General features: G+C 62.9%; 18 protein-coding genes and 2 pseudogenes. 13 read left to right on the top strand and 7 right to left on the bottom strand.

Annotated features, from left to right (window positions below):
* Positions 1-71: 71 nt before the first annotated feature.
* Complete coding sequence (gene pta / locus ACYCCG_RS07930; protein WP_176684992.1) at positions 72-2,159, bottom strand: phosphate acetyltransferase; 2,088 nt, start codon at positions 2,157-2,159, stop codon at positions 72-74.
* Between the two features lie 31 nt (positions 2,160-2,190).
* Positions 2,191-2,493, bottom strand: coding sequence for a DUF3565 domain-containing protein (locus tag ACYCCG_RS07925; protein ID WP_176684993.1), 303 nt, complete (start codon positions 2,491-2,493; stop codon positions 2,191-2,193).
* Here ACYCCG_RS07925 and ACYCCG_RS07920 point away from each other — a divergent pair.
* Positions 2,492-2,977, top strand: a complete 486-nt coding sequence (locus ACYCCG_RS07920; RefSeq protein ID WP_003247325.1) for an FKBP-type peptidyl-prolyl cis-trans isomerase — start codon at positions 2,492-2,494, stop codon at positions 2,975-2,977. The two genes, ACYCCG_RS07925 and ACYCCG_RS07920, sit on opposite strands and share 2 nt — an antisense overlap.
* 145 nt (positions 2,978-3,122) lie before the next feature.
* A complete protein-coding gene (locus ACYCCG_RS07915) occupies positions 3,123-3,605 on the top strand; it encodes a glutathione peroxidase (RefSeq protein WP_176684994.1) in 483 nt (160 codons plus the stop codon).
* A gap of 66 nt (positions 3,606-3,671) precedes the next feature.
* Here the strand turns inward: ACYCCG_RS07915 and ACYCCG_RS07910 are convergent, their stop codons facing one another.
* Positions 3,672-4,862: a glycosyltransferase family 4 protein gene (locus ACYCCG_RS07910; RefSeq protein WP_209968000.1), complete on the bottom strand. Its 1,191-nt coding sequence runs from the start codon at positions 4,860-4,862 to the stop codon at positions 3,672-3,674.
* Positions 4,863-5,019: 157 nt separating this feature from the next.
* Here ACYCCG_RS07910 and ACYCCG_RS07905 point away from each other — a divergent pair.
* The 4 genes and pseudogenes from ACYCCG_RS07905 to ACYCCG_RS07890 all read left to right on the top strand — a co-directional run.
* Positions 5,020-5,763: pseudogene (locus ACYCCG_RS07905) on the top strand (PAS domain-containing protein); the annotation flags it as partial.
* 162 nt (positions 5,764-5,925) lie between these two features.
* Entirely contained in the window at positions 5,926-6,357 is a 432-nt protein-coding gene (locus ACYCCG_RS07900; protein ID WP_370853134.1) for a methyl-accepting chemotaxis protein, read from the top strand.
* 225 nt (positions 6,358-6,582) lie between these two features.
* Positions 6,583-7,929: pseudogene (locus ACYCCG_RS07895) on the top strand (DUF6861 domain-containing protein).
* Positions 7,930-7,947: 18 nt separating this feature from the next.
* The gene (locus tag ACYCCG_RS07890; RefSeq protein WP_275966819.1) at positions 7,948-8,565 is read left to right on the top strand and encodes a GAD-like domain-containing protein; all 618 of its coding nucleotides are present in this window, start codon (positions 7,948-7,950) and stop codon (positions 8,563-8,565) included.
* Positions 8,566-8,610: 45 nt separating this feature from the next.
* Here ACYCCG_RS07890 and cysZ read toward each other — a convergent pair whose 3' ends face one another.
* On the bottom strand, positions 8,611-9,339 hold the full coding sequence (gene cysZ / locus ACYCCG_RS07885) for a sulfate transporter CysZ (RefSeq protein ID WP_209967990.1): 729 nt from the start codon (positions 9,337-9,339) through the stop codon (positions 8,611-8,613).
* Between the two features lie 330 nt (positions 9,340-9,669).
* Here cysZ and trxB point away from each other — a divergent pair, with 330 nt between their 5' ends.
* On the top strand, positions 9,670-10,632 hold the full coding sequence (gene trxB / locus ACYCCG_RS07880) for a thioredoxin-disulfide reductase (protein ID WP_003247318.1): 963 nt from the start codon (positions 9,670-9,672) through the stop codon (positions 10,630-10,632).
* Positions 10,633-10,779: 147 nt separating this feature from the next.
* Here trxB and nadC read toward each other — a convergent pair whose 3' ends face one another.
* On the bottom strand, positions 10,780-11,628 hold the full coding sequence (gene nadC, locus ACYCCG_RS07875) for a carboxylating nicotinate-nucleotide diphosphorylase (protein ID WP_021781721.1): 849 nt from the start codon (positions 11,626-11,628) through the stop codon (positions 10,780-10,782).
* A 242-nt stretch (positions 11,629-11,870) separates the two neighbouring features.
* Here nadC and ACYCCG_RS07870 point away from each other — a divergent pair, with 242 nt between their 5' ends.
* The 3 genes from ACYCCG_RS07870 (at position 11,871) to ampE (ending at position 15,519) form a co-directional block, all read left to right on the top strand.
* A complete protein-coding gene (locus ACYCCG_RS07870) occupies positions 11,871-14,030 on the top strand; it encodes a DUF1631 domain-containing protein (RefSeq protein ID WP_209967985.1) in 2,160 nt (719 codons plus the stop codon).
* Between the two features lie 89 nt (positions 14,031-14,119).
* Complete coding sequence (ampD, locus tag ACYCCG_RS07865) at positions 14,120-14,692, top strand: 1,6-anhydro-N-acetylmuramyl-L-alanine amidase AmpD (RefSeq protein ID WP_004575862.1); 573 nt, start codon at positions 14,120-14,122, stop codon at positions 14,690-14,692.
* Positions 14,689-15,519 (top strand): regulatory signaling modulator protein AmpE, encoded by an 831-nt coding sequence (gene ampE / locus ACYCCG_RS07860; RefSeq protein WP_176685000.1) that lies wholly within the window; start codon positions 14,689-14,691, stop codon positions 15,517-15,519. Before ampD ends, ampE begins: the two co-directional genes overlap by 4 nt.
* 44 nt (positions 15,520-15,563) lie before the next feature.
* Here ampE and ACYCCG_RS07855 read toward each other — a convergent pair whose 3' ends face one another.
* Together ACYCCG_RS07855 and cra are read right to left on the bottom strand one after the other, a co-directional pair.
* Positions 15,564-16,340 (bottom strand): TatD family hydrolase, encoded by a 777-nt coding sequence (locus tag ACYCCG_RS07855; RefSeq protein ID WP_176685001.1) that lies wholly within the window; start codon positions 16,338-16,340, stop codon positions 15,564-15,566.
* Positions 16,341-16,342: 2 nt separating this feature from the next.
* Positions 16,343-17,338, bottom strand: coding sequence for a catabolite repressor/activator (gene cra / locus ACYCCG_RS07850; RefSeq protein ID WP_176685002.1), 996 nt, complete (start codon positions 17,336-17,338; stop codon positions 16,343-16,345).
* A 283-nt stretch (positions 17,339-17,621) separates the two neighbouring features.
* Between cra and ptsP the strand changes: the two genes are divergently transcribed.
* The 3 genes from ptsP to ACYCCG_RS07835 are packed head-to-tail and all read left to right on the top strand — an operon-like array spanning position 17,622 to position 23,161.
* Entirely contained in the window at positions 17,622-20,474 is a 2,853-nt protein-coding gene (gene ptsP, locus ACYCCG_RS07845; protein ID WP_209967978.1) for a phosphoenolpyruvate--protein phosphotransferase, read from the top strand.
* Positions 20,475-21,422 carry a 1-phosphofructokinase gene (pfkB, locus tag ACYCCG_RS07840; RefSeq protein WP_209967976.1) on the top strand — a complete coding sequence of 316 codons (948 nt, stop codon included), beginning with the start codon at positions 20,475-20,477 and terminating at the stop codon, positions 21,420-21,422.
* Positions 21,419-23,161, top strand: a complete 1,743-nt coding sequence (locus tag ACYCCG_RS07835) for a PTS fructose-like transporter subunit IIB (protein WP_209967974.1) — start codon at positions 21,419-21,421, stop codon at positions 23,159-23,161. The genes pfkB and ACYCCG_RS07835 overlap by 4 nt, the downstream gene beginning before the upstream one ends.
* Positions 23,162-23,266: the final 105 nt, after the last annotated feature.

Below are 23,266 nucleotides of genomic sequence, written 5' to 3'. Positions count from 1 at the left end.
AAGGGCCGCTTTGCGGCGCTGTGGGGGCGGGTAGTCCCGCTCCCACAAGGCTTGCAAAGAAGCCTCTGCTTTTAGCGCGCCACGCTGGCCTGAATCGCCGTCAGGGCAATGGTATGCACGATGTCGTCAACCTGCGCCCCTCGCGGCAAGTCGTTCACCGGCTTGCGCAAACCCTGCAGCATCGGCCCCAGGCTGACCCCGTCGGCACTGCGCTGTACCGCCTTGTGCGTGGTATTGCCGGTATTCAAATCGGGGAACACGAACACCGTGGCGCGCCCGGCCACCGGGCTAGCCGGCGCCAGCTCTCGAGCGATCGCCGGGTTGGCCGCTGCGTCATACTGCAACGGCCCATCGATCAGTAGCTCCTGCGCCGCGTCCTGTGCCAGGCGTGTCGCTTCGCGCACTTTCTCGACTTCTTCATCGCTGGCCGAATCGCTTGAATAACTGATCATCGCCACCCGTGGCGCGATGCCGAAGGCCTGCGCCGAGGCAGCACTCTGTTGGGCAATCTCCGCCAGCTCGGCAGCGCTTGGGTGCGGGTTCATCACGCAGTCGCCGTACACCAGCACCTGCTCGGGGAACAGCATGAAGAACACTGAAGATACCAGGCTCGAGCCGGGTGCGGTCTTGATCAGTTGCAGGGCCGGGCGGATGGTGTTGGCCGTGGAGTGCACCAGGCCCGAGACCAGGCCGTCCACTTCGTCCAGGGCCAGCATCATGGTGCCGATCACCACGGGGTCTTCCAGTTGCTGCTCGGCCATCGGCGCGTTGAGGTTCTTGCTTTTGCGCAGCTCGACCATGGGTTCCACGTAGCGCCCGCGAATCAGTTCGGGGTCGAGAATCTCCAGCCCCGGCGGTAACGTGATGCCCTGGGCGCGGGCCACGGCGTCGACGTCTTCGGGTTTGGCCAGCAGCACGCAGCGGGCGATGCCGCGGGCCTGGCAGATGGCTGCAGCCTGCACCAGCAGTGGCTCGGCGCCTTCTGGCAGGACGATGCGTTTGTTGGCTTGCTGCGCACGCTGGATCAGCTGGTAGCGGAACACCGCCGGCGACAGGCGCAGTTCACGCGGCGTGCCGCAGCGTTGGTGCAGCCAGGCTGCGTCGAGGTGGCTGGCGACGAAGTCAGTGATGAACTCGGCACGCTCGCGGTCGTCCACCGGGATTTCGCGGTTCAGCGAGTTGAGCTGGTTGGCGGTGTCGTACGAGCCGGTGCTGACCGATAGAATCGGCAGGCCGGCCTGCAGTGCACCGCGGCACAGGCCAAGGATACGCTCGTCAGGCTTGCTGTCGCTGGTCAGCAGCAAACCGGCCAGTGGCACGCCATTGATCGCTGCCAGGCTGACAGCGAGGATGATGTCGTCGCGGTCGCCCGGGGTTACCACCAGGGTACCCGAGGTCAGTAGCGGGACCGTGTTGGCCACCGTGCGTGCACAGATGATGATCTTGCTCATGCGCCGCTGCTCGTAGTCGCCGGCATTGAGCACCTGGGCGCCAAGCAGCTCGGCCACATCGCGGGTTCGCGGTGCGTTCAGCTCGGGTTGGTAGGGTATGCAGCCAAGCAGGCGGAAGTCATTACCGCGCAGCAATGGCGAGTGCTCGCGCAGGCGGGTGGCGAAGTCCGCCATGCTCTCGTCGGTACGCACCTTGTTGAGGATGACCCCGAGCACTTTCGGGTCGCGTGGGCCGCCGAACAGTTGGGCCTGCAGTTCGACCCGCCCAGACAGCTCGCTGAGCACTTCGTTTTCCGGGGCCGATACCAGGATCACCTCGGCATCCAGGCTCTTGGCCAGGTGCAGGTTGACCCGCGCTGCATAGCTGGCGTGGCGTGTGGGCACCATTCCCTCGACCACGACCACGTCGTTGCCGACGCAGGCTTGCTGGTAGAGGCGGATGATTTCTTCAAGCAACTCGTCCAGTTGGCCATCGCCGAGCATGCGCTCGACGTGGGCCAGGCTCAGTGGGACCGGTGGCTTGATGCCGTGGGTGCGGGCAACCAGTTCGGTGGAGCGCTCGGGGCCGGTGTCACCCGGGTGGGGCTGAGCGATAGGCTTGAAGAAGCCGACCTTCAGGCCGGCACGCTCCAGGGTGCGCACCAGGCCCAGGCTGATTGAAGTCAGGCCGACACCGAAGTCGGTCGGCGCAATGAAAAATGTCTGCATGCGTGCTTCTCGAAATAAGCGGTGCAAGAAATTAACGGTCAAGGGTAGCGCTATCGGCCCCTTGTGCGCACCAGCCGCAAGCGAAAGGCTGGCCGATGTGTTGCGCACGTTGTGCCGGGTCGAGCACCCAAGGGCGTGCCTGCCACGGCGGCTGGTGGCGAAGGTGCTGGGTATGGCCGCACGAAAGTTGCACCACCCAGTGGCCTTCTGCGTCTTGATGAAAGCCATCGATCCGACTGGTGGGCCGTTGCTCGTCTGCAGTTCGTTCGCAATCGGGCGATGGCTTGGTTACACTTGTACGCTCTACATTCTTTTGCAAAAGGTCTTGCCCCATGCTGATCGCCGCCAACAAGGCTGTCTCCATCGACTATACCCTGACCAACGACGCCGGGGAGACCATCGACAGCTCCGCCGGTGGCGCGCCGCTGGTTTACCTGCACGGTGCCGGCAACATCATCCCGGGCCTGGAAAAAGCCCTGGAAGGCAAGCAGGCTGGTGACGAGCTGAACGTTTCCATCGAACCTGAAGAGGCCTACGGCGAGTACCTGGCCGAACTGGTCAGCACCCTGAACCGTAGCCTGTTCGAAGGTGTCGACGAGCTGGAAGTGGGCATGCAGTTCCACGCTTCGGCACCGGACGGCCAGATGCAGATCGTCACCATCCGCGACATCGACGGCGACGACGTTACCGTTGATGGCAACCACCCGCTGGCCGGTCAGCGCCTGACCTTCCAGGTCAAGGTTGTGAACGTGCGTGACGCCAGCGACGAAGAAATCGCTCACCGTCACATCCACGGTGAAGGTGGCCATCACCACTGATTTTCTGCGCTAAGCTCAGAAAGTCGCCAGGCGCTCGGGCAAGCCGATTTGCCTTCCTACGGGAGGTGAACGGTTTGGACGAGCGCCTTTTTAGTGGGCGAAATTCGCCTGCACGGCAATCGGGAACCTGAGAGGGGATTTCAACATGAGTGCATTTCACGACCTGAAACTGGAAGCGCTGAACGGCGGAGAGCTGCCCCTCGCACCCTTCAAGGGCCAAGTGGTGCTAGTGGTCAACGTTGCCTCCAAATGTGGCCTGACGCCGCAATACAAGGCTCTGGAAAACCTCTACCAGATCTACAAGGACAAGGGCTTCAATGTGCTTGGCCTGCCGTGCAACCAGTTTGCCGGGCAGGAGCCGGGCACCGAAAAGGAAATCCAGGACTTCTGCAGCCTCAACTACGGGGTGAGTTTCCCGCTGGGGGGCAAGCTGGAGGTCAACGGGCCGCAGCGCCATTCGTTGTACCGCCTGCTGGCAGGTGAGGGGGCCGAGTTCCCCGGTGACATTACCTGGAATTTCGAGAAGTTTCTGGTGGGCAAGGATGGCCGTGTGCTGGCGCGTTTCTCGCCGCGCACTGCGCCGGATGACCCAGCGGTGGTGCAGGCCATCGAGAAAGCCCTGGCCTGAAGGGTGCCTGTCGCGATGTTTTTGCAGCGCCTGTGAGATCGAGCGCCGCGCGGGCGGCGCTCGATCTCACAGGCGCTGCAAAAATTGCGCAGAACGCCCAGCCGCAGCACCAGGTTGCCGGCAGGCGCTGTTCAGATACCCCTCGAACTGCTCGACAATCGCAGGCCAGCCCTGGCGGCTGGCATGCTGTCGCGCATTCAGGCGCACCCTGCGCAACGTCTCCACTTCTTCCAGCAACCAGCACGCTGCATCGACAAACGCCGCCTGGTCCCCTGGCATGGCCAGCGCGCCATTGTGGCCATGGCGAATATGCTGCGCTGCGGCTGCCTGGTCATAAGCAACCACCGCCAACCCTGAGGCCATGGCTTCGAGCACTACATTGCCAAAGGTCTCGGTCAGGCTCGGGAACAGGAACAGGTCGCCGCTGGCATAGTGCTCGGCCAGTCGTTCACCGCGCTGGACCCCGCAAAACACGGCGTCTGCAACCTGGTGTTCAAGACTGGCGCGCTGAGGCCCGTCGCCGACCATGATCAGGCGCAGGCGCTTCTGTGGATACGTCTTGCGTAACGCCTCAAGGCAAGGCCGTAGCAAGCCAAGGTTCTTTTCCGCCGCCAGCCGCCCGACATGCAATACGGCGATATCCTCCGGGCCTAACCCCCAGCTTTCGCGCAAGGCCTGGCTGCGTCGGGCCGGATTGAACAGGCAGGCATCGACCCCTCGGGCCAGCAGCTCCAAGCGTTCGAAACCGCGACGCTCAAGCTCCAGGCGCTGGCTGGCACTCGGCACCAAGGTGATTGCCGTGCGCCGATGGAACCAGCGCAAGTAGTGGGTGAGCAGGCGCGCCAGCAGGCCAAGGCCGTACTGGCCGGAATACTGCGGGAAGTTGGTGTGAAAGCCACTGACCACTGCCACCCCCAGGCGTCGGGCCGCGCGTAGGGCGCTGAGCCCCAGCGGCCCCTCGGTGGCGATATACAGTACATCCGGGCGCTGCCGGCGCCAGCGGCGCAACAGCTTGTGCATCGACACCTCGCCCCACTGCAAACCCGGGTAGCCAGGCAGCGCCCAGCCACGGCACAGCATCAGCTGCGGGTCGTTGTGCACGTGCCCTTCGCCGGCCTGGCGCGGGCGCACCACCTCGACCTCATGGCCGCGCTGGCGCAACCCTTCGCTGAGGCGGCCAAGGGTGTTGGCCACGCCGTTGATCTCGGGTGGGAAGGTTTCGCTGACCAAGGTGATGCGTAGGGCGGGTGTATTCATGACAAAAAGTTTCCGCCTACCGGGTTGCGCTAATGTGACTGCCTTATGACGTAAATGTGACGCCTGATCGCCGGCATTTTTGCCGCTATGAATATTTCCTCGCACAGCACTCAAGAAGGTGTCGCCGGCAGCCGATGAAGATGCATTCGACTACGTGATGCGCTCCAGGAGAGCGGTGATGTTCAACAACAAGCTCAAGCAAGAAATCCGGCAACTGCGCGAAGACCTGATGTCCATCGAACAGGTCAAGAGTAGTCTCGACAGCGAGATGCTGGTGCTGCAGCTCGACCCTCAGGGACGGATCGAGATGGTCAACGGCAACTTCGAGAGCGAGATGCTCTACCGTGCCGAACAATTGCTTGGACGCAATATCGAGGACATCGTCCCCGCCCACGTAAAGTCGCTGGACTTCTACCAGCGCATGAAAAGTGCGATCAGCCGTGGCGAACACCTGAACGGTGCGTTTCGTCTTCTGCGCGGCAATGGTCAGGAAGCCTGGCTGCGCTCGATCCTGCAGCCGGTGAAGAACAGCGAGGGGCGCATCAAGTACTTCACCCTGCATTCCAGCGACCTCACCCGAACCATCGAGACCTCACGCGAGCACGAAAGCCTGATCAAGGCGCTGATGCGCTCTACTGCGGTGATCGAGTTCGACCTCGACGGCATCATTCTCACTGCCAACGAGCGTTTCCTGGCCACCGTCGGCTATCGCCTGGAGCAGATTCGCGGTAAGCACCACCGCATGTTCTGCGAACCGCAGGAGGTCAACTCGGCTGGCTACCAAGCGTTCTGGGACAGGCTGCGGCGTGGCGAATATGTTGCCGAGCGCTTCAAGCGCATCGATGCCCATGGCCGGGTGATCTGGCTGGAGGCCTCGTACAACCCGATCTTCGATGCCCACGATGTGCTGTACAAGGTGGTCAAGTTCGCCACCGTGATCACCGATCAGGTCAATCAGGAACTGGCAGTGGCTGAGGCGGCAGATGTCGCCTACAACACCTCGCTGGGTACCGATGTCAGTGCTCGCAAGGCCACCGAAGTGGTCACCCAGACTGTCACCGTAATGCGTGGCCTGGAGGCTTCGATGCAAGAGGCCGCCGACGGCATCCAGGCGCTGGATACCCAGTCGCGGGTGATCGGTTCGATCATCAAGACCATCAGCGACATTGCCGGGCAGACCAACCTGCTGGCCCTTAACGCGGCCATCGAAGCTGCCCGCGCGGGGGAGCAAGGGCGGGGCTTTGCCGTCGTTGCCGACGAAGTGCGCCAACTGGCCTCCCGCACCAGCACCGCCACCGAAGAAATCGCCCGGGTGGTACAGCAGAACGAACAACTGGCGCAGGCGGCGGTGGCGATCATCGACACCAGCAAGCGCCAGGCCGAACAGGGGCTGGCGCTGGCGGATGAGACGGGCAGCGTGATTGTCGAGATACAGGACGGGGCGAAGCGGGTAGTGGACGTAGTGGGGCAGTTTTCCAGCCGGCTGAGTCTTTGATATGGCTTGGGGTTTGTAATGGCCATGGGATCGAGCTTCGCCTGCGCGGCGCTCGATCTCAAGAACGATAAAAATTTCCAGCCTTACCCACAGCAACAACTGAACAGCTGAACTTCGCCGAGCATGCCGGAAACGAAGTCGCATTTTCCTACAACTGACTCAGAAACCTCCGATCCGAATCCATGATGGGATTTCCCCCTGCACACGTTGTCAGGGAGACACCTCATGTACCTGGATTACCTCGTGCCCTCCTGGCACGAGATCGAGTCACGTGTCATCGCCATGGTGGGCTACCAAAGCGGTGGCCAGTTCCGCACCAGCCTCAATGAAGAGGTCGCCTCACTGGGCCTCAACCTGCGCCGGATCGAAGCTGTCCGCACAGCCTTCTACCACGCCGAATGGCAGGCGGCGCAGAGGCTGCGCCAGCGCTTCGCCGACCTCGACATCAACAGCATCGTCGACGAACTGCTGAGGGTCGTGCAGCAGATGGCGATGATCGTCGCCGGCAGCACCATTACCGGTGGCCTGCTTGGCGCGGGGGTAGGCGCATTCGCCGGCGGCGCCGGAACCATTCCGTTCGCCGGCGCAGGCGCGGCCATGGGCCTCAAGGTCAGCGGCTGGATCCTCGGTGCGCTGGGGCTTGCTTCCATTGCCGAATTCTTCATCGACGGCTTGCCGCGGATCGGCGAGTACTACGTCGATGGCATCCGCTTCGCCTGGGAAGGCACCTGCGGCAATGAAGGCACCGGCCCGTTCTGCCGGGACGACCCCTATGCGATATCCCGGGCCACGCATCAGATTGCCCAAGGCCATGTGGAAGTCGTGGTGCTGTTGTTGGGGGCAATCGTGTCGTACCTCACCCGCGGGCGCGGCGATGCCCGGGTGCTGGCCCAGGAAATGGCGGCCAGCCGCAAAGGCGCGCGGCTGGGGCAATGGATGCTCCAGCATGAAGAGGGGTTGAAGAAACGGCCGGATCTGCAGGTGCCGGAGCGGCGCAAGGGGGCGATGGATGATCCGCAGCCAGTTCAGCCGAACCGGCAGGCAGGAAAAGACAAGGAGCACTCGACAGGTAAGCCCGGTAGCATGCCTTTGCATACGGTGGCATGTTTCAAGGCTGATAAATTGCCAGCATCGAAGCATGGCGAGTTTGAACGGCAGCTGAAGGGACAGCAGGATGGGTTGAATCGGCTAACGGTTGAAGAGTTTCTCGAAAATATCGCTAATCCGGCGAAGCGAGATCCGCGCATTGCAAAAATAGCGAGAAAGTAACTTTATGATAAGTTACAGGAGAGAATTCAGAGAGATTTGATGAAAACTATGAATGCCATTGAAGCTAGAAAGCTCTCGGTGAAGCAGGCAAAGGAAACCCTGTCATCTCTCGCAGCTTTGCATAATCCTGACTTGATCGCCGGTGGACGGGATACTATTTCTGATTTTGGCGACAGGCAAGTTAACTCGAGCATAGGCCCACAATGGAAAAGCAGAGTCGAGGGCTTGAAAGCTGCTGCCGAGAAAGCTTCAAAATCGGGCTTGGGATCAGGCCTGTTAAACGTAAAACTTCATAAATGCTAGTCGCTTGAGGGTTTCGCCGTGGATGAGGTTTTTTCCCTGTTTGTAGAACAAGTTGGTGAGCCGTTTTTTCGACAGGAGGTTCCTCCCTCAAGTCTGGATCGATACAGAGGCATCTTGCCGAACAAATTGTTAGAGTATTGGAGTGAGCACGGTTGGTGCGGGTATGGTGACGGGATATTTTGGACTGTCAATCCCCAGGAATATGAAGGGGTAACTGCCTCGCTTATCGAAGGCACAATATTGGAGAAGCGAGATAGATACCACCTTATCGCTCGCGGCGCATTTGGTGACCTGTATCTCTTTGGAGAGCAAACGGGTTTCTCAGTAAAGATTTTGGCTCATATTTCACGATACAGGGGCAGTGAATATGAGTTGACGGCGGCGGATATGGACAGGGAAGTGCAAGGTTTCTTCCTTGGCAAAGAAAAGGCGTCTGTTGACTTTGATGGCATGTTCGAGCCAGCAAAGAAAAAACTGGGTATGCTAAAGCATGATGAAATGTATGGGTTCGTTCCAGCCTTGGCGTTCGGCGGGTCAAGCGACCTTGCTAACCTCGAGAAGGTTAAGGCAGTGGAGCATCTAATACTGCTTTCTCAGATTGCCACCCTCGAACCCTACAGTTTCTCCGACTTCTAAAAAAACAATCTGCAAAAAGGGGCTGCCCTGCAGCCCCACGCTCCTTCAGCTCCGCTCCCGCACCCAGAACAGCGTAGCCCCGGCCACCGCCGCCGGCATCATCAGCACGTTCACGCCTGGAATCATCAGCGCCAGGTAGGTAATCCCCCCAAAGCCCAGCGACTGCCAGCGCTTCTGCCGCAGCCAGGCCAGCATGTCCTGCCAGCTCATCTTGTTGTTGTCCGCCGGGTAGTCGATGTACTGGATGGCCATCATCCACACGCCGAAGATCAGCCACAGCGGCGCAGCCACCACGTTGACCACCGGGATCAGCGACAGGACGAACAGGCCGATGGCGCGTGGCAGGAAGTAGCCCAGCTTGCGCATTTCGCGGCTGAGGGTGCGCGGTACCATGGCTGCCAGCTCGCCCCAGCTGAAGGCTGGGAAGGTGTCTTCGCCACGCACTACCACCTCGACCTTTTCCGCCAGAAAGCCGTTGAACGGCGCGGCAATGATATTGGCCACCAGGGTGAAGGTGAAGAACACCATCAGCACCAGCAAGGCAACGAACAGCGGCCAGAGGATGTAGCTGAGGAAGCTCAGCCAGTCAGGCAGCGTGGGCATCAGGGCATCGAGCCACAGGCCGAACTGGTGGCCGGCGAAGTAGATCAGGCCACCGAACAGCAACAGGTTGACCGCCAGTGGCAGCAGCACGAACAACCGCAGGTTGGGGCTCAGCACCAGTTTCAGGCCTTCGCGCAGGTATTGGGGGCCAGAGAGGACAGGGGCTTGCATCTAGATACTCCGCAGAGAAGGAAAACGCGCTGACCTTACCGAGTTTGCCGCGCCGACGAAAGGCACGCAGTGGGCGGGAAACGGGATGTAACAAAAGCGCCCGGCGCGTGTTTATCGATGAAATCGCAGCATAGGCGATGCCTATGAGGTGGATTGTCTAAGGATATTTCCTTAATCTTTGCGACCTCGCTACAGTGCGCTCAACTTTTCGCTTTGCGGACCTGCGCGTTTTAGCCTTCCCCAAGCGCTGCGTGGGTCCTTTTTAATTTCTTGGCTGGCGCAGCCGGTACACCGATGCCGGCCCTGCAGCCCGCTCGACAGGAGTTCGACATGTCTGAAGTACGTCATTCGCGCGTCATCATTCTCGGTTCCGGCCCTGCCGGTTACAGCGCTGCGGTGTATGCCGCCCGTGCCAACCTCAAGCCGCTGCTGATCACCGGCATGCAGGCTGGTGGCCAGCTGACCACCACCACCGAAGTCGACAACTGGCCGGGCGACCCCCACGGCCTGACCGGCCCGGCCCTGATGCAGCGTATGCAAGAGCACGCCGAGCGTTTTGAAACCGAAATCGTCTTCGACCACATCAACGCGGTCGACCTGGCCAACAAGCCGTTCACCCTGCAGGGTGACAGCGGCAAGTACACCTGTGATGCGTTGATCATCGCCACCGGAGCCAGCGCTCGCTACCTGGGCCTGCCGTCGGAAGAGACCTTCATGGGCAAGGGTGTTTCGGCCTGTGCCACCTGTGACGGTTTCTTCTACCGCAACAAGCCGGTCGCCGTGGTCGGTGGTGGCAACACGGCTGTGGAAGAGGCACTCTACCTGGCCAACATCGCCAGCAAAGTGACCCTGGTACACCGTCGCGAAACCTTCCGCGCCGAGAAGATCCTGGTCGACAAGCTGAACGCCCGTGTGGCCGAAGGCAAGATCGAGCTCAAGCTCAACGCCACCCTGGACGAAGTGCTGGGTGACAACATGGGCGTAACCGGTGCGCGTCTGAAGAACAACGACGGCAGCAGCGACGAAATCAAGGTCGACGGCGTGTTCATCGCCATTGGCCACACCCCGAACACTTCGCTGTTCGAAGGCCAGCTGACCTTGAAAGACGGCTACCTGGTGGTCAACGGCGGCCGCGAAGGCAATGCCACCGCGACCAACGTCGAGGGTGTGTTTGCCGCTGGCGACGTGGCTGACCACGTTTACCGCCAAGCCATCACTTCGGCCGGTGCGGGCTGCATGGCGGCGCTGGATGTCGAGCGCTACCTGGACGGTTTGGCCAACGCCTCGTTCTGATCTGAAAACCGGGGCTGCTTTGCGGCCCATTCGCAGCACAAGGTTGCGCCTGCAAGGATATGCAGCCTGTTGCAACTGTGAATGGGGTGCAAAGCGCCCCCAATAAAAAACCGGCCAAGCGCCGGTTTTTTATTGCCTGCAATCAGTTCACAGGCTCAGTCGCATCGACAGGTCCACCGCTTTCACATCCTTGGTCATGGCGCCAATCGAGATGTAGTCCACCCCTGTCTCGGCAATTACCCGCAAGGTCGTTTCGTTTACGCCGCCGCTGGCTTCAAGCTTGGCTTTGCCAGCGGTAATGCGCACGGCTTCGCGCATCTCGTCCAGGTTCAACTCGTCGAGCATGATGATGTCCGCGCCAGCGGCCAGCGCCTGGCGCAGTTCATCCAGGCTTTCGACCTCGATTTCAACCGGCTTGCCCGGCGCAATGCGGTGCGCTGCGGCCACGGCCTCGGCTACGCCGCCGCTGGCGGCGATGTGGTTTTCCTTGATCAGGAAGGCGTCGTACAGGCCTATGCGGTGGTTGTCGCATCCACCGCAGGTAACCGCGTACTTTTGCGCCAGGCGAAGGCCGGGCAGGGTTTTGCGGGTGTCCAGCAGGCGCACCTGGGTGCCTGCTACCAAGTCGGCAAGGAAGCGCGCACGGGTGGCGACCCCCGAAAGCATCTGCAGGAAGTTCAGTGCGCTGCGCTCACCACTCAGCAGCGAACGGGCCGGGCCTTCCAGGTGGAACAACGGCTGATTGGCAGTGGCCTGCTCTCCGTCGGCCACCTGCCAGTGCACTGCAACGCGCGGGTCAAGCTGGCGGAACACGGCATCGACCCAAGCGGTACCGGCGACCACGCAATCTTCGCGGGTGATGATGGTCGCCTTGGCCAGGCGCTCGGCCGGGATCAGTTGCGCGGTGATATCGCCACTGCCGATGTCCTCCAACAGCGCGCGGCGCACGTTGGCTTCAATTTCAGCGGTCAGGTCGGCAAGGCGTAGGTTCGGCATGGTCGGCTCCACAAGCTAGGTGCCCGCGATTATAGGGCAGGGGGCCGGTGTGTACAGCCGCCTTGGTGCTGACCTTTGGTCGGGCGTCATGAGTAATCCGAGCAGATCAGGGTCATTAGCCAGTCAGCGAAACGGCGCTGGCAGGCATACGGTTTTTTACCGATAATGGCGACTGGTATTTGGCGCCATGGCTTTGACGATTTTCAGCCCTTTCGGGCAAGACACCCTGCAAGGAGTCCAGGATGCAAAAGGAAGGCAAGGTGGTGCCCCTGGCGGCAGCCATCGACCGAGGGGGGCTTACGCCTCTGCCTTGCCTTCCGGTCGTGCTGCTGCAGGTGCGCGACAAGGCCGCGTTGCAGTTGCGTCAGGGCCTGCAGGATCTGTTCGACAATGCCGATGACACGCTCTTCGAAATGGCCGACAAGGCCTTGGACCGCGGTGACCAGAACCTGTACTTCGAGGCCATGCGTGACCTGCGCCTGAAGCGCAAGAGCATTGAGCGTGGTTTTCTGGATACGTTCCAGGATGCTTTCCTCCGAACCGGCCAGGTCGACTTGCTGGCAAACCTGGCCCAGCCGGGCCCCCCGCGTAGCAAGGCTCAAATGGAGCGGGCCGCCGCCATCGAGGGCATGGTGGCGCGGGTGTTGTCACGCGATGGCATTGCCCTGCAGCAACTGGGTTTGCGCCTGCAGGCGCTGCTCGACCGCCCCCTGTACGAGCAGCACAACCCGTTGGGGCCAGCCGCGCTGTGTCGTTACTTCCTCGATGCCGGGCGTAATCTGGGCGTTGGCCTGCGGGTCAAGCTGGTGCTGCTGAAGCTGTTCGAGCGTTATGTGCTGCGCGATGTCGATGTGATCTATGGCGAAGCCAACCAGTTGCTGGCCGCTGCCGGCGTACTGCCCGAACTGCAACCGGCGCCGCGCCGGCGTGCCGAAGACCGGCGCATGCGTGCGCGCCCAGGACCGGCGAATCTCGGCCAGGACGTGGGGGCGGATGCCGCAGGGCAGGCGTTGTTTGCCTCGTTACAGGTACTGCTAGCGCCGGTGCGCGGGCAGTTCGCGCCGCGCTTGCACGCGGTGGCTGCCGCCCAGCCGATCAGTACCGCCGACCTGCTCCGGCTACTTTCGCATTTGCAGCGCTACGTGCCCGCCACCCACGAGGCCGATGACTTCGAGCTCGGCCAGCAGCTTGAGCAACTGCTGTTGCGGGTGAGTGTGCGCAGCGGTACGCGTCGGCGTCTTGAAGTGGATGACGAAGACATGATCAACCTGGTTGGCCTGCTGTTCGCGTTCATCCACAACGACGACAACCTGCCGGCCAGCCTGCGGTCGTTGATTACGCGCCTTCATATTCCCCTGCTCAAGGTGGCATTACTGGACAAGGGGCTGTTCAGCCGAGGTAACCACCCGGCGCGTCGGCTGCTCAACGAAATCGCCGGCGCCGCGATTGGCTGGGAGTGCGGCAGCGAAGGCCGGCGTGACAGCTTGCATTTGCGGGTAGAGCGTGTCGTTCAGCGCCTGCTCAATGATTTTGCCGACGATGCAAGCCTGTTCGCCGAGTTGCTCGACGACTTCCTCGCATTCAATCAGGACGAACGGCGACGCAACGAGTTGCTCGAACAACGCACTCGCGACGCCGAAGAAGGCCGTGCCCGGGCACTGCAGGCCAGACAGCAGGTGCAGCACGTGCTCAACCAGCGCCTGCGAGGCCGGGTGTTGCCGCAGGTGGTGGTACAAATGCTGGTGCAGGCCTGGAGCCAGGTACTGCTGCTGGCTTGGTTGAAACAGGGCGAGGCCTCTGCGGCCTGGCGCGGCGCATTGCAGACGATGGACATGCTGCTGGCCAGCATTACCCCGCCACATGAGCCGCAAGCCTTGCTGCAGCAGGTGCCAGCCCTGCTCAAGGCGCTGCGCGATGGCCTGGCCAGCGTAGCCCTGGACGCGGTGGCGACCCGCGAGTTCTTCCTGCAACTGGAACAGTTGCACCTGCGCGCCTGCGCAGGTAAAGACGAAATGCCGGGAGGGGAAGGTCAATTCTTGGGCGATGTGCGGGTGGCCGAAGAGATTGTGCTGGCGATTGCCGAAGAGCCCGCCTGCGTGCCCCTGCACGCTGCCGATGAGCAGGCTGCAGCGCTGCGCCAGGCGCAACGCTTGCGTATCGGCACCTGGGTCGAGGTTCTCGATGAGGATGGGCCACTGCGCTGCAAGCTGGTCGCGCGCATTGAAAGCAGCGATAGGCTGGTGTTTGCCAACCGCACCGGCATGAAAGTGCGCGAGTGGAGCAGCGCCAGCCTGGCCCAGGCACTGCAGCGGCATGAAGTGCGCGTGCTGGATGACCGCCTGTTATTCGAACGGGCGCTGGAGGCGGTTCTTGAGAGCTTGCGGCAAGGGCAGGCGCAATAGGCTGACGCATTACAATCATTCACATGCACACGGCGTTGGCCGCAGGGCATACTGTGGGCATGTTCACGGCGTTTTTCAGGATCTGCCCCATGCAATTGGACCGTGCCACTGGCTGGTTCCACGGAATCGGAATCACCCATTGCCCCTCGCCGAACTTCAATGCGCGCCCCGAAGGCGAATCGATTTCCCTGCTGGTGATTCACAACATCAGCCTGCCCCCGGCCTGTTTCGGCACGGGCAAGGTGCAGCAATTCTTCCAGAACCGCCTGGCCCCTGATGAACATCCGTATTTTGCCAGCATCAACCACCTGACCGTGTCAGCGCACCTGTTCGTCGAGCGTGACGGCGCGGTGACTCAGTTCGTGTCGTTGCATGACCGTGCCTGGCATGCGGGGGTGTCGAGCTTTGACGGGCGCGAAGGCTGTAACGACTTTTCCATCGGCATCGAACTGGAAGGCACCGACGACCTGCCCTATACCGATGCCCAGTATGCGGTGCTGGAGCAACTCACCCGGCACATCCGCAGTGCCTGGCCGGCCATCGACCTGAACCGCATTCAGGGCCACAGCGACATTGCCCCGCAGCGCAAGACCGACCCCGGCCCGGCCTTCGACTGGCCGCGCTACCGCCAGGCGCTGCAGCACAACGAGGACAAGGCATGAGTTTTCTGGTGTTGGTGCTGGCGCTGTGGGTCGAGAAGTTTTCGGCGCTGCGTCATCAGGTGCAGCGCGACGGGTTCTTTATTGGCGAATTGGTGCGTCTGGAGCGCAGCGGCAAGGTGCACCCATGGTGGACGTTGGCCATCCTGGTGTTGGCACCGGTAGCGTTGCTTGTGTTGTTGCTGCATGTGCTGGAGCCAGTGGCCTATGGCTTGCTGGCTTTGCCGGTGCACCTGCTTGTGCTGATCTACAGCCTGGGCCGCGGCGATGCCAAGGCATCGCTGGGGCCGTTTCGTGACGCCTGGCGGCGGGGGGACGATCAGGCGGCGCTGCACGTGGCCGAGCGCGACCTGGGCCTGGTGGCCGATGAACCGCACACCCTGCTGGTGCGGGTGCAGGGTAATTTGCTGTGGCAGGTGTACCAGGGCTTTTTCGCGGTGATCTTCTGGTATTTCGTACTGGGCCCTGGCGCTGCGCTGGCTTATCGACTGTTGGCGCTGTGTGGTGAACACAGCAGGCAGCCGGCGCTGAAGGTGCGTGCCGAGCAGTTGCGGCACATCATGGACTGGTTGCCGGTGCGGGGGCTGGCGTTGAGCTTTGCCCTGGTGGGCAACTTCCTTGCGGTTACAAGGGTGATGCTGCACGAGGTGCTCAACTGGCACATCAGTGCCGGGCACCTGGTGGCTCGGGTCGGGCGCATTGCCGATGACATTCCCGAGGAAGAGGACAGCCAGCGCGGGCTGGGGCGGTTGGACAGCCTGTGGGAACTGCTGTTGCGCTGTGCAGTGCTGTGGTATGCAGGGTTCGCGCTGTGGACCGTGCTGGTCTGAATCGGGACCAGGCGCATCCCACGGGAATCCCGTTCACCTGAGTTTCACCAGCCAAACAACGCGCAAGCATTGCGGGTGCTGGCCTGTGCCAGCACCTCGACATCCAGCCCCATCACTTGCGCCAGTGCCGCGGCAATGTCCGGCAGATGCTCCGGGCTGTTGCGTACCCCCGGGTACATCACCGGTGCCATGTCCGGTGCATCAGTCTCCAGCACCACGCTGTCCAGTGGCAGCCGCGCCAGGGTCTTGCGCAGCCGCAGTGCCTGCGGCCAGGTAGCCGCACCGCCCAACCCCAGCATGAACCCCAGCTTGATGTACTCGCGGGCCTCTTCGTAGCTGCCGGCAAACGCATGAATCACCCCCGCCCGCGCAGGCTTGTAGCGCTTGAGCGTGGCAATCACCTGGGCATGGCTGCGGCGCACGTGCAACAGGGCCGGTAGTTCGAAGTCGCAAGCCATCTGCAGTTGCGCTTCGAACAGCGCCTGCTGGCGGGTCTTGTCGAGGTCTGTGAGGTAATAGTCCAGGCCAAACTCACCCACGGCACATAGCCGCGGGTTGTCGCGCAGGCGCTCCAGCCACTCGCGCAGTTGCAGCAGGTGCTCAGGTCGATGCTGGTCGAGGTAGACCGGGTGCAGGCCAAGCGCTGCGAACAGGCGCGGCTCGGTGCAGGCGAGTTCCCACACCCGTTGGAAATTCGCCTGGTACACCCCCAGCACCACCATCCGCTCCAGCCCACGCGCCGCCGCGTTGGCCAGCAGGCGCGGGCGGTCGGCGTCGAAGTCGGGGAAGTCCAGGTGGGTGTGGGTGTCGATCAGGCGCATGTTCAGGCCGCTGAGATGCGTTGCTTGAAGGTGCGGCCAACAGCATGAACGCCGGGTTCATAGCGTTTTTCCTCGATGGCGGCCAGTGCCAGTTCAAGCGCGGTGGCGGCAATCTGGCCGTGCTGCTGGGCCATGGCATTGACCGGCAGCGGCAGGAAATCGAGCAACTGGTTGTCGCCAAAGGTACCCAGCTGCAGTTGGCGCGAGTCGACCGGGCGCGCCTGTAGGGTGTCGAACACGCCCTGCAATAGCACGTACGACGTGGTCACCAGAGCATCCGGCAGGCCGCCCAGGTCGTCGATCAGTTGTTGCATCAGGCGTTGGCCGCACTCGCGGCTGAACGCTTCGCCCTGATAGCGGCGCACTTCGCCGGCATAGCCTTGCAGGGCCTCGTCGAATCCGCCGGCACGCGCCTGGCTAACCGACAGCTCGGGGCGTGCGCCTATCAGGGCGATGCTGCGTGGGGCCGCGCTGAGCAGGCTGGCGGCCAGCTGGCGGCTGGCATCGCGGTCGTCGCTGATCACTGAGCAGAAGTGTGCGGGGTCCAGGCGGCGGTCGATGGCTATCACCGGCAAGCCTTTGTCCTGCAGCTCGCGGTAGCTGTCATCTTCTGGCGGCAGGCAACTGGCAACGAACAGCGCATCGCAGCGCCGCGCACGGAACAGCTGCTGCAGTTGGCGCTCGCTGTCTGGCTGGTCGTCGCTGCTGGCGATCAGCAACTGGTAGCCGCGGGCGCGGGCGCCTTGCTCCAGTTGCTTGGCAATGCGGGCGTAGCTGGGGTTCTCCAGATCCGGGAGAATGAAGCCCAGGGTGCGGGTATGCCGGCTGCGCAGCCCAGCTGCCTGCGGGTTGGGGGTGAAGCCGTGGGCTTCGACCACCGCGCGTACCCGCTCGACAGTACTGTTGCTGATGCGCTGCTGTTCTGCCTTGCCATTGATGACGTAGCTGGCAGTGGTCACGGACACACCGGCCAGACGGGCGATATCGCTGAGTTTCACCGAATTTTCCTTGTTATTACCGGGGCTGGCTGTAAGGCCGGACCGGGTAGTTTGACCCGGTACAGGCATCACGCGCAGACGACCATTGTCGCAATTGTCCGACAGGATGGGGCTTTTTACTGGGCAGATTATCGAGTAACGTGGCCGTCTGGTCAGATTAAACGTTTCAGCTGCCGATTTTTCTGCCTCGGCTCCACCCGTGCAAGGTTGCTGAACTGGCCCTTTATGTGAATTTCACAACAATACTCCAGTACCCGAACGGGAACTGCAAAAGGAGAAGGTCATGCTCGAGCTCGCCAATGAGCAGATAGCCATGGGCCAGAAGGCCGCCGACAAGGATGAGGCATTGCGCCTTTTGGCGGATCGACTGGTTGCGGACGGCCTGGTCGCCGAGGGTTACCTGCAAGGGCTACAGGCCCGGGAGGCACAAGGCTCCACGTTCCTTGGCCAGGGCATCGCCATTCCCCATGGTACGCCGCAAACACGCGATCTGGTGTATGCCACCGGCGTGCGGCTGCTGCAGTTTCCTGAGGGGGTAGACTGGGGTGACGGGCAAATGGTCTACCTGGCCATTGGTATTGCCGCCCGCTCCGACGAACACCTGCGCCTGCTGCAGCTGTTGACCCGTGCGCTGGGCGAAACCGACCTGGCCGAAGCCTTGCGCCGGGCCAGCTCAGCCGAAGCGCTGCTCAAGCTGCTGCAGGGCGCGCCACAAGCGTTGGCGCTGGATGCGCAACTGGTGGGTCTGAACTTGCCGGCTGAAGACTTCGACGAACTGGCCTGGCGCGGTGCGCGCCTGTTGCAACGTGCCGACTGTGTCGACAGTGGCTTTGCCGCCGTGCTCCAGCAGGCCGAGCCTCTGCCGCTGGGCGAGGGCCTGTGGTGGCTGCACAGCGAGCGCCAGGTTCGTCAGCCGGGCCTCGCCTTCATCACCCCGCAGCAGCCGCTGCGTTACCGCGACCAGCCGCTCAACGGTCTGTTCTGCCTGGCCAGCCTTGGCGCCGCTCACGAGGCCCTGCTTGAGCGTCTGTGCGAAGTGCTGATCGAAGGCCGCGGGCAGATGCTCTACCAGGCCACCAACAGCCGTGCGGTACTGGAAGTACTGGGCGGCGAAGCGCCGGCGGACTGGCCCAGCGCACGTGTCGTGCTGGCCAATCCACATGGCTTGCATGCCCGCCCGGCCAAGGTGCTTGCACAACTGGCCAAAGGCTTTGAAGGGGAAATTCGTGTGCGCCTGGTCGATAGCGCGCAGCCAGCGGTATCGGTGAAGAGCCTGAGCAAGCTGCTCAGCCTCGGCGCCCGCCGTGGTCAGGCACTGGAGCTGGTCGCCGAGCCGAGCATCGCTGCCGATGCCTTGCCGGTGTTGCTGGCCGCTATCGAACAAGGCTTGGGTGAGGAGGTGGAACCCCTACCGCAGAGCGTCACGCCCATTGCCGATGACGTACCCGAAGTACTGCAAGCGCCTGCGGCCGGCAGTCGTATCCAGGGTGTGGGTGCCGCCCCCGGCATTGCCAGCGGCCCGGCGCATGTCTGTGTCGAGCGTGAGTTCGACTATCCCTTGCGGGGTGAATCGTGCGCCCAGGAGCGGCAGAAGCTGCGCGAAGCGTTGGCCATCGTCAATGGCGAACTGCAGGCTTTGGTCCTGCGCAGCGACAAGGCCATTGGCGAAATTTTCGTCACCCACCAGGAAATGCTTGCCGACCCGGCCCTGACCGACGATGTCGAGCAGCGCCTGGCCCAAGGCGAAAGTGCCGCGGCCGCGTGGATGGCCGTGATCGACGCCGCGGCCCGCCAGCAAGAGGCATTGCACGATGCGCTGCTTGCCGAGCGCGCTGCCGACCTGCGCGATATCGGCCGCCGCGTGCTGGCGCAGTTGTGTGGTGTGCAGGCGCAGGCTGAACCCGAGCAACCCTATGTGCTGGTGATGACCGAAGTCGGTCCATCCGATGTCGCCCGCCTGGACCCCAACCGGGTTGCCGGCATTGTCACCGCCCAGGGCGGCGCCACGGCCCACAGTGCCATCGTCGCCCGTGCTTTGGGTATACCAGCGGTGGTCGGCGCGGGTGCGTCGATACTGTTGCTGGACAGTGGCACGCCGCTGCTGCTCGATGGCCAGCGTGGTGTGGTTAGCGTCGCACCGCCTGCGGATGAACTGCAGCAGGCGCTGGCCGAGCGTGACCTGCGCGAGCAACGCCTGCAGGCCGCCTGGGCCAACCGCTTCGAGCCGGCCATCACCCGGGATGGGCATGCCGTCGAGGTGTTTGCCAACATCGGCGATAGCAACGGTATCGCCAAGGTGGTGGAGCAGGGCGCCGAGGGTGTGGGCCTGCTGCGCACCGAACTGATTTTCATGGCCCACCCTCAAGCGCCGGATGTGGCTACCCAGGAAGCCGAGTACCGCCGCGTGCTCGATGGCCTCGATGGGCGCCCGCTGGTGGTGCGTACCCTGGATGTCGGCGGCGACAAACCGCTGCCTTACTGGCCGATCGCTGCCGAGGAAAATCCCTTCCTCGGCGTGCGTGGCGTGCGTTTGACCCTGCAGCGCCCGCAAGTGATGGAAGACCAGTTGCGCGCATTGCTGCGGGCCGCCGACCAGCGCCCGTTGCGTATCATGTTCCCGATGGTTGGCCAGGTGCACGAGTGGCGTGAGGCTCGGGCCATGGTGGAACGCCTGCGCGCAGAAATCCCGGTAGCCGACCTGCAACTGGGCATTATGGTCGAGGTGCCTTCAGCGGCCCTGCTGGCAGCGCAATTGGCGCGCGAAGTGGACTTCTTCAGCATCGGCACCAACGACCTGACTCAATACACCTTGGCCATCGACCGTGGCCACCCCAGCCTCTCGGCACAGGCCGATGGCCTGCACCCGGCGGTGTTGAGCCTGATCGACATGACCGTGCGCGCCGCCCATGCCCACGGCAAGTGGGTGGGCGTGTGTGGCGAGCTGGCGGCCGACCCGCAGGCGGTGGCCGTGCTGCTGGGGCTGGACGTGGACGAACTCAGCGTCTCCGCGCGCAGCATCGCCGAAGTCAAGGCACTGGTTCGCCAGGCCGATCATCAGACAGCCCGCGCCCTGGCGCGCGAGGCCCTGCAACAGGACAGCGCCGCAGCAGTTCGCGCGCTGGTGGAGCGTTACTGAATGGCCAAGATCCTCACTCTCACCCTGAACCCGGCACTGGATATCACCATCGGCCTGGACGCTCTGCGCCCAGGGCAGGTCAACCGTAGCCAGGCGCAGCACAGTCACGCCGCGGGCAAGGGGCTGAACGTTGCCCAGGTACTGGCCGACCTGGGGCACAGCGTAACCGTTGGCGGTTTCCTTGGGCGCGACAATCTGCAGCCCTTCGAGGCGCTGATCGACGGTCGCGGTTTTACCGACTGCTTCGTCCGTGTGCCGGGCGAAACCCGCAGCAATATCAAGCTGGTCGAGGCCGATGGCCGCGTTACCGACATCAACGGGCAAGGCCCGGAGGTGGACGAGGCGGCACGCAATGCCTTGCTGCACAGGCTGCAACAGGTTGCCCCAGGCCACGATGCCGTGGTGGTGGCTGGTAGCCTGCCGCGCGGAATCAGTACTGACTGGTTCCGCCAGTTGCTCGAACTGTTGAAGGCTCAAGGCCTCAAGGTCGTCCTGGACAGCAGTGGTGAAGCCCTGCGTGTCGGTTTGCAGAGCGCGCCCTGGCTGGTCAAGCCCAATACCGAAGAACTGGGCGAAGTGCTGGGCCTGCCTGTGGATAACCTGGCGCAACAGACGGCTGCCGCCAAGCGCCTGCTGGCCAGTGGCGTTGAACACGTGGTGGTGTCTGCGGGCGAGCAGGGCGTCAGTTGGTTCAGTCGTGACCTGGCCATGCACGCCCGCCCACCCAAGGTGCGGGTTGCCAGCACGGTGGGGGCGGGGGATTCGCTGGTGGCCGGCATGGTCCACGGCCTGCTGCTGGCCGAGGCGCCTGCGCAGACGTTGACCCGAGCCACTGCCATTGCCGCCCAGGCCGTTACCCAGGTTGGCTTCGGTATCCGTGACCGCGAGCACCTGGTGCAACTGGAAGCGGCCGTGCAACTGACAGAACAACAAGAGGGTTGCCGATGAACATTGCCATAGTCACCGCCTGCCCCAATGGCCAGGTATCGAGTGTACTGAGCGCACGCTTGCTGTCCGCCGCTGCCCAGCGGCGCGGCTGGAGCACCAGCGTCGAAGTGCAGAATACTGAACACCCCGAGCGGCAGCTGAGCGCCGCACAGATCGCCGAGGCTGACTGGGTGCTTGTGGTCAGCACCGGTCCGGTGGACCTGGCCCGCTTCGTCGGCAAGCGCCTGTACCAAAGCACGCCATCCCAGGCGCTGGCTGATCGCGAAGGCTTTCTCGACGAAGCGGCGGCCAACGCCGAGCTGCTGGCCGCAGTGACAGATGGCCCGGCCGCCGCTGGCAGTGCTGGTACCCGCATCGTTGCGGTGACTGCTTGTCCGACCGGCGTAGCCCATACCTTCATGGCCGCAGAAGCCTTGCAGCAAGCCGCACAGCAACTGGGCTACCAGTTGACCGTCGAGACCCAGGGCTCGGTCGGTGCGCGCAATCCCTTGTCTGCTGAAGCCATCGCTGCGGCGGACGTGGTGTTGCTGGCCGCCGACATTGAAGTTCCCACTGCACGTTTCGCCGGCAAACGTATTTACCGTTGTGGTACCGGCATTGCCCTCAAGCAGGCCCGCGCCACTCTGGACAAGGCCTTGGCGCAGGCCACGGTGGAAAACGGCGCCGACGCCGCAGCGGCATCCACGCCGACGAAGGGCGAGAAAACCGGCGTGTACAAGCATTTGCTTACCGGCGTGTCGTTCATGCTGCCGATGGTGGTGGCCGGCGGCCTGCTGATTGCCCTGTCGTTCGTGTTCGGTATCGAAGCCTACAAAGAGGCGGGCACCTTGCCGGCGGCGTTGATGCAAATTGGCGGCGAAGCCGCCTTCAAACTGATGGTGCCGCTACTGGCGGGTTATATCGCATGGTCCATCGCCGACCGCCCCGGGCTGGCCCCCGGCATGATCGGCGGCCTGCTGGCCAGCACCTTGGGTGCCGGCTTCATCGGTGGCATTGTCGCCGGCTTTCTTGCCGGCTACAGCGCCAAGGCCATTGCCCGGTGGGCGCGCTTGCCCAGCAGCCTGGAGGCGCTCAAGCCAATCCTGATCATTCCATTGCTGGCCAGTCTGTTCACCGGCCTGGTGATGATCTACGTGGTTGGCCAGCCGGTAGCGGCGATGCTCGAAGGGTTGACGCACTTCCTCGACAGCATGGGCACCACCAATGCCATCCTGCTGGGGCTATTGCTGGGCGGCATGATGTGCGTCGACCTTGGCGGGCCGATCAACAAGGCCGCCTATGCGTTCTCGGTGGGGCTGCTGGCCTCGTCGAGCTACGCGCCAATGGCGGCGACCATGGCCGCCGGCATGGTGCCGCCGATCGGCTTGGGCATCGCTACTTTCCTGGCCCGGCGCAAGTTCGCCCAGAGCGAGCGCGAGGCGGGCAAGGCGGCGCTGGCGCTGGGGCTGTGCTTCATCTCCGAGGGGGCGATTCCGTTTGCCGCCAAGGACCCGTTACGGGTGATCCCGGCCAGTATCGCCGGTGGTGCGTTGACCGGGGCATTGTCGATGTATTTTGGCTGCAAGCTGATGGCGCCGCATGGCGGCTTGTTCGTGTTGTTGATCCCCAACGCGATCAACCATGCGTTGCTGTATTTGCTGGCGATTGTGGCGGGTAGCCTGGTGACAGCGGTGGTGTATGCGGTTATCAAGAAGAGCGAGCGTGTGGAGTTGGCCGTGGCGCCTGCTAAAAGTGTATGAGCAGACCTCGTTCTGTGGGAGCGGCCTTGTGTCGCGAAAGGGCTGCGAAGCAGCCCCAGATTTTCAGCTTCGCAACTTAGATTGCCGGGGCCGCTTTGCGGCCCT

Source organism: Pseudomonas sp. VEM90 (genome assembly GCF_054611535.1).
This window is presented reverse-complemented; position numbering and strand designations above follow the sequence as displayed.

What these genes read in the sequence shown, in the direction of transcription:
- pta (WP_176684992.1), bottom strand. Translation starts at nt 2,159, where the DNA reads ATGCAGACATTTTTCATTGCGCCGACCGACTTCGGTGTCGGCCTGACT.
- ACYCCG_RS07920 (WP_003247325.1), top strand. Translation starts at nt 2,492, where the DNA reads ATGCTGATCGCCGCCAACAAGGCTGTCTCCATCGACTATACCCTGACC.
- ACYCCG_RS07925 (WP_176684993.1), bottom strand. Translation starts at nt 2,493, where the DNA reads ATGGGGCAAGACCTTTTGCAAAAGAATGTAGAGCGTACAAGTGTAACC.
- ACYCCG_RS07915 (WP_176684994.1), top strand. Translation starts at nt 3,123, where the DNA reads ATGAGTGCATTTCACGACCTGAAACTGGAAGCGCTGAACGGCGGAGAG.
- ACYCCG_RS07910 (WP_209968000.1), bottom strand. Translation starts at nt 4,862, where the DNA reads ATGAATACACCCGCCCTACGCATCACCTTGGTCAGCGAAACCTTCCCA.
- ACYCCG_RS07900 (WP_370853134.1), top strand. Translation starts at nt 5,926, where the DNA reads ATGCGTGGCCTGGAGGCTTCGATGCAAGAGGCCGCCGACGGCATCCAG.
- cysZ (WP_209967990.1), bottom strand. Translation starts at nt 9,339, where the DNA reads ATGCAAGCCCCTGTCCTCTCTGGCCCCCAATACCTGCGCGAAGGCCTG.
- trxB (WP_003247318.1), top strand. Translation starts at nt 9,670, where the DNA reads ATGTCTGAAGTACGTCATTCGCGCGTCATCATTCTCGGTTCCGGCCCT.
- nadC (WP_021781721.1), bottom strand. Translation starts at nt 11,628, where the DNA reads ATGCCGAACCTACGCCTTGCCGACCTGACCGCTGAAATTGAAGCCAAC.
- ACYCCG_RS07870 (WP_209967985.1), top strand. Translation starts at nt 11,871, where the DNA reads ATGCAAAAGGAAGGCAAGGTGGTGCCCCTGGCGGCAGCCATCGACCGA.
- ampD (WP_004575862.1), top strand. Translation starts at nt 14,120, where the DNA reads ATGCAATTGGACCGTGCCACTGGCTGGTTCCACGGAATCGGAATCACC.
- ampE (WP_176685000.1), top strand. Translation starts at nt 14,689, where the DNA reads ATGAGTTTTCTGGTGTTGGTGCTGGCGCTGTGGGTCGAGAAGTTTTCG.
- ACYCCG_RS07855 (WP_176685001.1), bottom strand. Translation starts at nt 16,340, where the DNA reads ATGCGCCTGATCGACACCCACACCCACCTGGACTTCCCCGACTTCGAC.
- ptsP (WP_209967978.1), top strand. Translation starts at nt 17,622, where the DNA reads ATGCTCGAGCTCGCCAATGAGCAGATAGCCATGGGCCAGAAGGCCGCC.
- pfkB (WP_209967976.1), top strand. Translation starts at nt 20,475, where the DNA reads ATGGCCAAGATCCTCACTCTCACCCTGAACCCGGCACTGGATATCACC.
- ACYCCG_RS07835 (WP_209967974.1), top strand. Translation starts at nt 21,419, where the DNA reads ATGAACATTGCCATAGTCACCGCCTGCCCCAATGGCCAGGTATCGAGT.